9 protein-coding genes and 1 other annotated feature are annotated in these 9,065 nt (G+C 44.2%); of the genes, 2 read left to right on the top strand and 7 right to left on the bottom strand.

Annotated elements, in window-relative coordinates; genetic code table 11:
• Positions 1 to 74: 74 nt before the first annotated feature.
• The 4 genes from Q0R37_RS13865 to Q0R37_RS13850 all read right to left on the bottom strand — a co-directional run bounded on the left by Q0R37_RS13865 (position 75) and on the right by Q0R37_RS13850 (position 3,417).
• Positions 75 to 638: a zeta toxin family protein gene (locus Q0R37_RS13865; RefSeq protein ID WP_294755150.1), complete on the bottom strand. Its 564-nt coding sequence runs from the start codon at positions 636 to 638 to the stop codon at positions 75 to 77.
• Positions 639 to 738: 100 nt separating this feature from the next.
• Positions 739 to 1,656 carry a hypothetical protein gene (locus Q0R37_RS13860; RefSeq protein ID WP_294755149.1) on the bottom strand — a complete coding sequence of 306 codons (918 nt, stop codon included), beginning with the start codon at positions 1,654 to 1,656 and terminating at the stop codon, positions 739 to 741.
• Between the two features lie 18 nt (positions 1,657 to 1,674).
• A complete protein-coding gene (locus Q0R37_RS13855) occupies positions 1,675 to 2,136 on the bottom strand; it encodes a hypothetical protein (RefSeq protein ID WP_294755148.1) in 462 nt (153 codons plus the stop codon).
• Between the two features lie 48 nt (positions 2,137 to 2,184).
• Positions 2,185 to 2,393, bottom strand: a binding site (T-box leader).
• A gap of 262 nt (positions 2,394 to 2,655) precedes the next feature.
• Positions 2,656 to 3,417, bottom strand: a complete 762-nt coding sequence (locus Q0R37_RS13850; protein ID WP_294755147.1) for a hypothetical protein — start codon at positions 3,415 to 3,417, stop codon at positions 2,656 to 2,658.
• A 362-nt stretch (positions 3,418 to 3,779) separates the two neighbouring features.
• Here Q0R37_RS13850 and Q0R37_RS13845 point away from each other — a divergent pair, with 362 nt between their 5' ends.
• Positions 3,780 to 5,249, top strand: coding sequence for a DUF1846 domain-containing protein (locus Q0R37_RS13845; protein ID WP_294755146.1), 1,470 nt, complete (start codon positions 3,780 to 3,782; stop codon positions 5,247 to 5,249).
• Positions 5,250 to 5,258: 9 nt separating this feature from the next.
• Positions 5,259 to 5,672 carry an SMI1/KNR4 family protein gene (locus Q0R37_RS13840; protein WP_294755145.1) on the top strand — a complete coding sequence of 138 codons (414 nt, stop codon included), beginning with the start codon at positions 5,259 to 5,261 and terminating at the stop codon, positions 5,670 to 5,672.
• A 73-nt stretch (positions 5,673 to 5,745) separates the two neighbouring features.
• Here the strand turns inward: Q0R37_RS13840 and Q0R37_RS13835 are convergent, their stop codons facing one another.
• From Q0R37_RS13835 to Q0R37_RS13825, 3 genes are all read right to left on the bottom strand, one after another.
• Complete coding sequence (locus tag Q0R37_RS13835; protein WP_294755144.1) at positions 5,746 to 7,929, bottom strand: stage V sporulation T C-terminal domain-containing protein; 2,184 nt, start codon at positions 7,927 to 7,929, stop codon at positions 5,746 to 5,748.
• A gap of 113 nt (positions 7,930 to 8,042) precedes the next feature.
• Positions 8,043 to 8,255, bottom strand: coding sequence for a hypothetical protein (locus Q0R37_RS13830; RefSeq protein WP_294755143.1), 213 nt, complete (start codon positions 8,253 to 8,255; stop codon positions 8,043 to 8,045).
• Positions 8,256 to 8,417: 162 nt separating this feature from the next.
• Positions 8,418 to 8,540, bottom strand: a complete 123-nt coding sequence (locus Q0R37_RS13825; protein WP_294755142.1) for a hypothetical protein — start codon at positions 8,538 to 8,540, stop codon at positions 8,418 to 8,420.
• Positions 8,541 to 9,065: the final 525 nt, after the last annotated feature.

Below are 9,065 nucleotides of genomic sequence, written 5' to 3'. Positions count from 1 at the left end.
CGTCTGTGAGCTGCGCGAGGAGACCTCTGCGCTTGAGTTCTTCAAAAGTAGTCATTGTAAACTTCTCCTTTATATTATTTGTCATTTATTATTCTGCTTAGCTGTACGAGCCACTCAGGCGGCTCATTGCCGTAAATAACGAGCTTTCCGTTCCTGTATTCACCAACATTTACGAAGCCGTTCTCATTGTCCCAGAATTCAGCCTCGCTGCAATATGGCAGTACTGCGGCAAGGTCGCTGAAACGCTTTTCATAGCGCCTCTTTACGTCCTCGGCAGGGATATCGTGACCGCCCTTGCGTACTCTGTTGGCTATTCTCAGCAGACTTTCCTCACAGCTGCTGACACCGATATAGTACAGTCTGATACGGTAATCGAGCTCTATGGCGCGGCGTATGGTCTTTAAAGTCCTGACGCCCGAAAGCGTGGTCTCCTGCGTGAAGCTCAGTCCTTTTTCGAGACACTCCTCCATGAGCTGTATTGCTTTTTTGCCGCCCTCGATACGGTCTCCGTCAAATTCGGCATTGAGCTTGTCAGTGTCGATTATGATGCCGAGGTCATCAGTCTTGCGGACGAGAACTCCCGTGAAGCTGCTCTTGCCGACACCGTTGACGCCTCCGACAATAGTGTATGTTTTCATATTTCACCGCCTTTAAACAAGTTAAAAGGGTTATATGCATAAGCAATGAAAACGTCGGGCGTTTTCATGTTTATCACGACCTTTCAATGTGAATGGACTTTCATGTATATTCTTTGTTTTCCTTTATTGAGAGCAGAGAAGGCGAGGAGCTTACAGCAAGAGCTTCATATGCCATCTGCACCTGATATTCATTGAGCTCTATCTGGTAATGGGTAGCTTCCTCTTTGTTCTGCTCCTTTGCATTTACAACAATAAAGTATGAGAATGCCGAGCCTGTGTAGACATCGTTGCCATAGTATTTTGTCTTGGTAACGCGCTTGTTTACGGACTCTATCTCGTTTTTGTCAAGACATATTATGACACTGTCGGTGTACATCACGACATAATTACCGCCGATATTTATGCCGCTGTTGCAGGCGTGTTCACCGTTTTTGCGATATGTCAGCATTTTGCCGTTAAGGTAGGAGCGCTCTATTTCGGGGAGCTTTTCACCGCAGTTGGCAATAAAAGAGCTGACAGGAGTATGCAGGAGCTTGAATGCGCCCCACATTGCGGAGATGATACCGCTTACAGCAAGAACTGCTCTTATATCGCTCTCAGCAGCTCTGCATATGATCGCTGCCGCTATGAACAGAACCGAAGCTGTCAGCCACACTGCGCCCGATGGCTTGAAGAAGCGGCGATTAAGGTCGGCTCTCATTGAATTTGCCGTGACCTGCTGAAAATCGTTCTTCAATACGTAAGCGGAATACTTTTCATTCCACTCCTCATTGTTGTGAAATTCGTCGTTCCTGACTGCCTTAGTGAACTCCTCATCCTTGCGCTTTGACTTGGCTTCAAAAAAGGCAGATAAAAACAGTGCCGCTGCAACAGCTATGGTCAGACATATACAGAATACATTGGAAAAGCCCTTTGCTTTGCCTAAAATAAAGCAAAGCGGCACACATATGATATATGCGGCGATCCTGCGTTTCAGCGGCGGCAGCTCAGGTTCGGACTTCTTTTTCGGTGAACTCATATTCTCATCTCCCTATATTCAGTCCGCGTGTTTCATTATGGCTTTCAGCAGACCGAGAAATGCCGAGTGTATGAATGTACGGGCGGCTACAATGAGCTGTCCTCCAATGAACACATATTTTATGCAGCTGTAAAAGCTCTCACCTGCGCCGTCTTTGTACCTGTCAGCAAGCTCGGCAATATACGGAGCAACAGTACTGTTCCCGAAGGTGACGAACTCAACGAACAGAGCAAGGAGTATGGCTATAGTAAAGCCGAGGTTGAGCCATGCGCTGTCAAGTCCCGCAAGACCCGTAACAGGGTGTATATATCGTGTTATCAGCGCCGTCAGCAGAAAAGCGAGTACCGTACAGACGGTCATGCGTACAAAAGGGGAGCTGCTGCCCGACCTTGCAGGGCTGATAAAGCCGATATACAGGAACAGGAGCGGGATAAGGAAAATAATTGCCGAAATACACAGATAAGGCAGTATCTTTTTCATAGTTCCCCTCACTTTCAAACAGAAAAGCCCCCGAACAGCAATAAGCTGTCCGGGGGCGAAGTTACTCGCGGTACCACCCCGATTTACCGAGCAAAGCACGGTCTCGAAGAGCTGTAACGGGCACACCCGGCCGCCTCTACTTGCTTTCAAAGCGGCAACTCCCGAATGTAGGTCACTGTACGCCGTCATTCCCTCACACCTTACGGGAACTCTCTGTATCGGGCACTGTACAGGTTTTATTCGTTCACAGTATTTGTACACTTAATAATAGCATATCTTTTTTTTCTTGTCAAGACCTTCGTTCGTGAGTTGAGAGTTGAGAATGGAGAGTTGAGAGTGTAGGGGCTGGCGTCCCCGACAGCCCATGTAGGGGCGCACATTGTGCGCCTGTCATTTCGTAATGCGTAATTATTGCACGGGCGGCGTTCCGCCGCCCGTGAACGCCTCTGCGCCAGTGAAATGATCCTCGCCCGTGATATGCGAAAAACCTCAGCATCTCTGCTGAGGTTTGTTTTTTTGTTATGGAAGCCATGAAATTCTAACTTCTGAAAGCTGTCCGTCGTTAAAGAAAAATCTGTAACCGCTGTTATCGTTGAACACCTGAGAATCCACCAAATAATCAACTCTGTTCAGTTCGTCGTCTATTCTTGTGGGTTCTCCGCTGTTAGCGATAAGTTCGTCCTTTGTAATCCTGCTTGGAACAGCTATTTCGACACCCTGATCAGTAGCAGCTTCCAATTGTTCTCCCCATAAAGCAATATCTGTTAATAACAAATGAACTTTACAAAGAACGCAGTCCCTTGCAGGGATAGCAGAATTCGTAACATTAATAAATTCAAAACTGATTGACTTACCCTCTATTGTCTTATGAAATGAATCATCGCTACTTTTGGCTGCTCGTTTTTCTTCATTAAGCTTATCTTCGCCTATATTTTTAATTTCAACGCCTGCATCAATCATTTCCTGCATTGTTGTCTTGCCGAGTGTGAATAAATGACCATTATATATAAAGCTCCTGTTATCAAGGTCAGCGTATTTATCGCTTAGTCCCTCAGGCACAGTGGCTTCCTTTGCTGCCTCTGTTACAGCTTCTGTGGTTATTTCCTCTGTAGTCTGTGCTGCTTCCGTTGCTGCTTCTTCCGTTACTGCTGCTGTAGTTGTCTTTTCTGCCTTGTCATAGCTGCTGTTGTCCGCTGTCTTTTTGTCACCGCAGCCTGCCGCGGATACTGCACAAATACACAGTGCAAGGGCAAAAGCAGCGATTCTTGTGCGCTTTTTCATATTAAAGATTCCTTCCTTTAATACAATTTCGTTTCAGTGTAAAATACAAATGTGACAGGATTGTGATAATATATATGATGGTTTTGTTAAAATGCGGAAGTCAGCAATAAATAAAAAATTAAACCGATGACCGCAATATTTGCACAATATCCGCACCTCATTTTTGTGCAAAAGGTAGAATCTGAAAATTATTTTTTCCTTATTAAACGGTTTTCCGTTTAATTTCAGCTCATTTCAGCCCCTTTATAGAAAGGGCTTGAAAAAAGAGTACCTTAAATAATATATTTTTTTCCCTCCCACTTGAAATTTGACGAGGTTTGGTATATAATTATTTATTATAGTTTATCGGGAGGAAGAAAATAATGAGTTCCAAAATCGGATTTGACAATGAAAAATATCTCAAAATGCAGTCAGAGCATATCAGGCAGCGCATATCGCAGTTCGGCGACAAGCTTTACCTTGAATTTGGCGGAAAGCTCTTCGATGACTTTCACGCTTCGAGAGTGCTTCCGGGTTTCAAGCCCGACAGCAAGCTGCAAATGCTTTTACAGCTGAAAGACGACGCAGAGATAGTAATTGTCATAAATTCTGACGATATAGAGAAAAACAAGGTCAGGGGCGACCTCGGCATAACCTATGATATAGATGTTATCCGTCTTTTCAATGTTTTCACGAAGATAGGACTTTATGTCAGCAGCGTAGTCCTTACCCGCTATGACGGTCAGCCCACAGCGGACGCTTTTCAGAAGCGCCTTGAAGCTCTCGGCATAAGGGTATACCACCACTACAGCATCAAGGGCTATCCTTCCGATCTGCAATACATAATCAGCGACGAGGGTTACGGAAGGAACGATTATATCGAGACCTCCCGCAGACTTGTTGTAGTCACGGCTCCCGGTCCCGGAAGCGGAAAAATGGCTACCTGCCTTTCACAGCTCTACCATGAGCACAAGAGAGGCATCGACGCAGGCTATGCAAAGTTCGAGACCTTCCCCATATGGAACCTCCCTCTCCGCCACCCTGTAAATATCGCTTACGAGGCGGCTACTGCCGACCTTAACGACGTTAATATGATAGACCCGTTCCACCTCGAAGCATATGGAAAAACTACCGTAAACTATAATCGCGATGTTGAGATATTCCCCGTCCTCAACGCTATGTTTGAAAAGATACTGGGCGAGTCTCCTTACAAGTCGCCTACGGATATGGGTGTAAATATGGCGGGAAACTGCATAGTTGACGACGAGGCTGTTTCCGAAGCTGCAAGACAGGAGATAATACGCCGCTATTATACAGGTATGTGCGAGTACCGAAAAGGTCTTATCTCCCAGGACGAGGTAATGAAGCTGGAGCTTCTCATGAAGCAGGCAAGCGTTACAGTCGAGGACAGAAAGGTCGTATCCGCAGCTCTCGACAAGGAAAAGGCTACAGAGGGACCTGCGGCAGCTATGGAGCTTCCCGACGGAACTATACTTACGGGACGCACTTCAAATCTCCTCGGAGCTGTTTCGGCTCTGCTGCTGAATGCGCTCAAGCACTTCGCAAAGATCGACGACGAGATACTTCTCATGTCTCCTCACGTTATCGAGCCTATAATGGCTCTCAAGGTAAATCATCTCGGCAACAGCAACCCGAGAATGCATACCGACGAAACTCTTATCGCTCTTTCCATATGTGCAAATACCGACGGCAATGCAAAGAAGGCTATGGAGCAGATATCGAAGCTCCGCGGCTGTGAGGTGCACTCCACTGTTATACTTTCGTCAGTTGACGAGCGTATCTTCAAGAGACTGGGTATAAACCTCACCTGCGAGCCTAAGTACGAGGCATAAAGAGCTGTTATGGACATTATAGAGCTGATACGGGAATTATACGGTGATTTCTGCGTATTCTGCCCGCCGCTTGACGAGAGTCGGTATAATGAAGCGAAAATGCTTGTTCCCGAAGAATTGTTTGAGATACTGAAGATAAGCAACGGCATAAAAGAAACAATGGAGCTTCCGAACAGAGAAGAGCGCATTGTCATCGGCTTGATAATATATCCGTTTGATGATATCAGGTCACAGACAGAGCGCTATATAAATGAATACAGCGGTGAGGGCGTTGTTTTTGTCGGAAACGGCGCGGACGGTTTTTTTATACTTAAATCTGACGGCAAGGTTTATTTCCGCGGGTATCTTGACGAAGACGAGGAGCTTTATGCTGACAGTTTAGCTGAATATTTCAGAAAATGGCACTGTCCGAGATCTGCGTAATAATAAAAACAAGCCCCGAAGCAGCTAAGACTACTGTTTCGGGGCTCAATTTCTGCTGTTCATCGGACCGTTTTCAGCCCTCTATCTGCCTTGCAAGGAACTGCGCTGCGGCATTGATAAGACTTTTCTGCATATCAGTGGCTTCGTGTGCCTTTTCGCTTGTGAGGAATACCACAGATCCCGAAACATCGCCTGATGTGATTATAGGGACTGCCGCAATGGCTGTTCTGTCAACTCCCTCGGCAGGGAAGAAGTTATTGGTGCTGCCGTCGGGGCAGTAGAACTGTCCGCGGTTTTCCATAAGCTCCTCAAGCTGTCCCGAAGCGCGGCGCTCAGAGAACTCCTTGCGGGCTGCTCCTGCGGTAGCCACAACGTGGTCCTTATCGAATATCAGTACCGCACAGCCTGCTATCTTATGCATAATATCGGCTACATAGCCTGCATTTTCGCTCATTTCGCTTATGGCGGAGTATTTCTTGAATATTACTTCACCTTCGCTGTTAGTGTAAATTTCAAGCGGGTCGCCCTCACTGATAACATTGACACTAAGAATCTCGCCCTTGCTTGTCGAAATATGGGCGATTGGCGTGAGGTTGTCGGCTTTCTTAGTGCCTGAATTAAAATTTACAGCTGCTCCTGTTGTTTCAAGCTGCAGTTCATCGGGTACACCCGTATGCAGGAGCGTATCTATATCAGATTTTAGCTTTATGTCGATATGGTCTGTGTAAACGTCGATGCGGTCAAGAATGAAATCCACATCTGTTTTGGTAAGGTTATCTTTGTTTATTATGGTATCAAAGACTTCCATAACGGTTTTAGCGGTGCGGTTCATGGCAATTATCGCATTATGCTTGTCAGTTGCAAGCTGTATCTGATTGCGGAAGCCTTCTATTTGGAGCATAAGGTCGTCAACTTGCTCCTGATAGACTTCTTCAAGCATATCCTCGCGCTCGGGATGTTTGGCAATATCCTTAACGTGCTGACGGCTGAGAAATTTAAGCTCTGTCTTGATATCTTCTATTCTCTGTAAAAGAACTTCTACAACATTTTTGCTGGAAGATGTTTCTTTCTGTTCTTTATCTATCGAGCTTTGCAGCTGTTCAAGCATTGCTTCGGAATTATCCTTTACCTTCTGCACAAATGATTTCAAAAGCTCATCGAGCATATCGACTCTTGTATGATGCGAAGAACAGCCTTTTATGCCGCGTTTGTGGTATGTTCCGCAGCGATATGCAGGTGGAAGGTCGGAACGGCTCATTGAAAACATCGGACTTCCGCAGTCTCCGCAGAAAAGATGACCTGTGTAAACATTGTCATATTTCTTGATCCCACGATAATTGGAGCGTGAACGCTGTTTCATCTGCTCCTGTACGACCGAGAACAACTTATAATCCACGATAGGTTCATGGTTATTGGCGATAACAATATTATCGACCTCCTGCAGCTTTTCATCACCGCCGTTGATCTTCTTGCGTCGGTATTTGCGTTGACGAAGTGTGCCTATATAGAAATCATTGCTCAGTATTTCGCTGATAGTGACAAGACTCCATTCAGCTTTTGAGCGGACGGTATATTCTTCACCTGCGGCTTCTTTTCGCATTTCTTCGGTCTTGCGTGGAGTCGGGATATGCTGATCTGTAAGATAATTGGCTATTCTCTTGTATCCCCAGCCGTCGGCATAAAGCCGGAATACTTTACGTACTACCTCGGCGGAAGGTTCGTCAACAACAAATTTCATAGCTTTTGTGTTTGTCATAATATAGCCGTATGGAACTGCGCATATCCATTTTCCCTCTTCCTGACGGTGCTTGATAACAGCTTTGACTTTTTTGGAAGTGTCGGTTACAGGCATTTCGTTTATAAGAAATCGGAACTGAATTGCCATCCATTCGTCCGAAGTAGGGAAGTCGATACCGTCTCCGATGGATATTATACGCATTCCTGCCTCACGCAGGTCTTCGAGTTCAACAAGTCCGCGGCTGGTGCGGCGTGAGAAACGTGAAAAATCCTTTATTATAAGTATGTCATATTCTCCGTGAAACAGCTTCTTGCGCATTTTCTGGTAGTTTTCGCGCTGTTCAAATGTATATCCGCTGCGATCTCTATCGGCATAGAAATCCAGGGTAGAATCGGGAAATGTTCTTGTTACATAGTCAGAAATAATTGCCTTTTGGTTCTCGATTGAAGTATTATCCTTGTCCATTTCTTCGTCTACGGAAATTCGGCAATATCCTGCAATTCTGAACTTTTCGTTCATTAGATTCTCCTTTCTGTCAATGTTATCTAATTGTTGACAATAGTTCTTTAACAACATTGTACCATTGCTTATAGTATTTGTCAAGTGGAGTCTTGCAGAAAAAGGGTGTGCGATCAGGCACACCCTAAATTACTTATCAAAAGATCTTCTGTATATTTTAATAAATCTCCCTGTCCTGACAGGAAAAATATGACTTTGCATTTACTGCTTCCGGCTTTTGAAAGAATCAGTTTCGTCAGTTCTTCACGGTCATAAAGTTCTTGTTCCTTATTTGTGAGCCAGACTTCGATATATCCCTTTTTCTGCTTGTCATATAATTCCAACATATCAACTCCTTTCTTTTAGTATTTGCCATAATACTTAGGAATAATCATCATTTTCATTCCAGTTCATAAGTGCGCTTTTTTCTGCACTTCATATTGTTTCTTCTCATACTTTCCAAGTCTGTCAATAGTTTGTTTGGAAATGCCCTTGACAGCTTTTGAGCATTATTTAATTGTAGGCATTTCCGTTGACTGAGATTCGTTCTCATTTTTCGCAGGTTCATAGTCTGCAAGCTTGGCCAAAAGATTGAGAATACAGTCAATAATTTCTTGTTTTGTTCTTTTCATTTTGTCTTCTCCTTAAAGATTTTTGGGTGATCATAACATTAAATTAGTTATGTAATTTGCCTGCGAAGCCGCAAACTGTATACCCATTATAGCTCATAGGAATTGCATATTCAATTGACATTATGGCAGAAAAAAGCCCCCGAAAAAAAGCGCTTTTCCGGGGGTATACTGCTATCTCTGATAGGGAGTATTCTATTGTATTAAACGTCATAAAAGCACAGAAGCCATACGTTTCTATCGTAAAAATCAAACAAACATTCGACAGACATATTTCTATTAATTCAGATGTTCGTGTGAGATTTGTACAAATATTGAAATTCAAAAAAGCAGTTTTCCGTTAGGAGGCTGCTGCAAGTCTGTATTCTGATGCAACGAAGAATAGCCATTTATAAAATGTGGTGATACTATTGTTGCAGTAGATACTGCTGCAAGGGATGAGTTTATTTTTATAGCAAAATAAAAAGTTTATAGGCTCTGCGAAAAAATTTCTGTAAATTCAAAAACTGTGATAAAAACGTTATTATC

The sequence above is a fragment of the uncultured Ruminococcus sp. genome (assembly GCF_946415235.1).
Classification (GTDB): domain Bacteria; phylum Bacillota; class Clostridia; order Oscillospirales; family Ruminococcaceae; genus Ruminococcus.
Note: the sequence above shows the minus strand (reverse complement) of the source record. Positions and strands in the feature narration are given on the sequence as shown.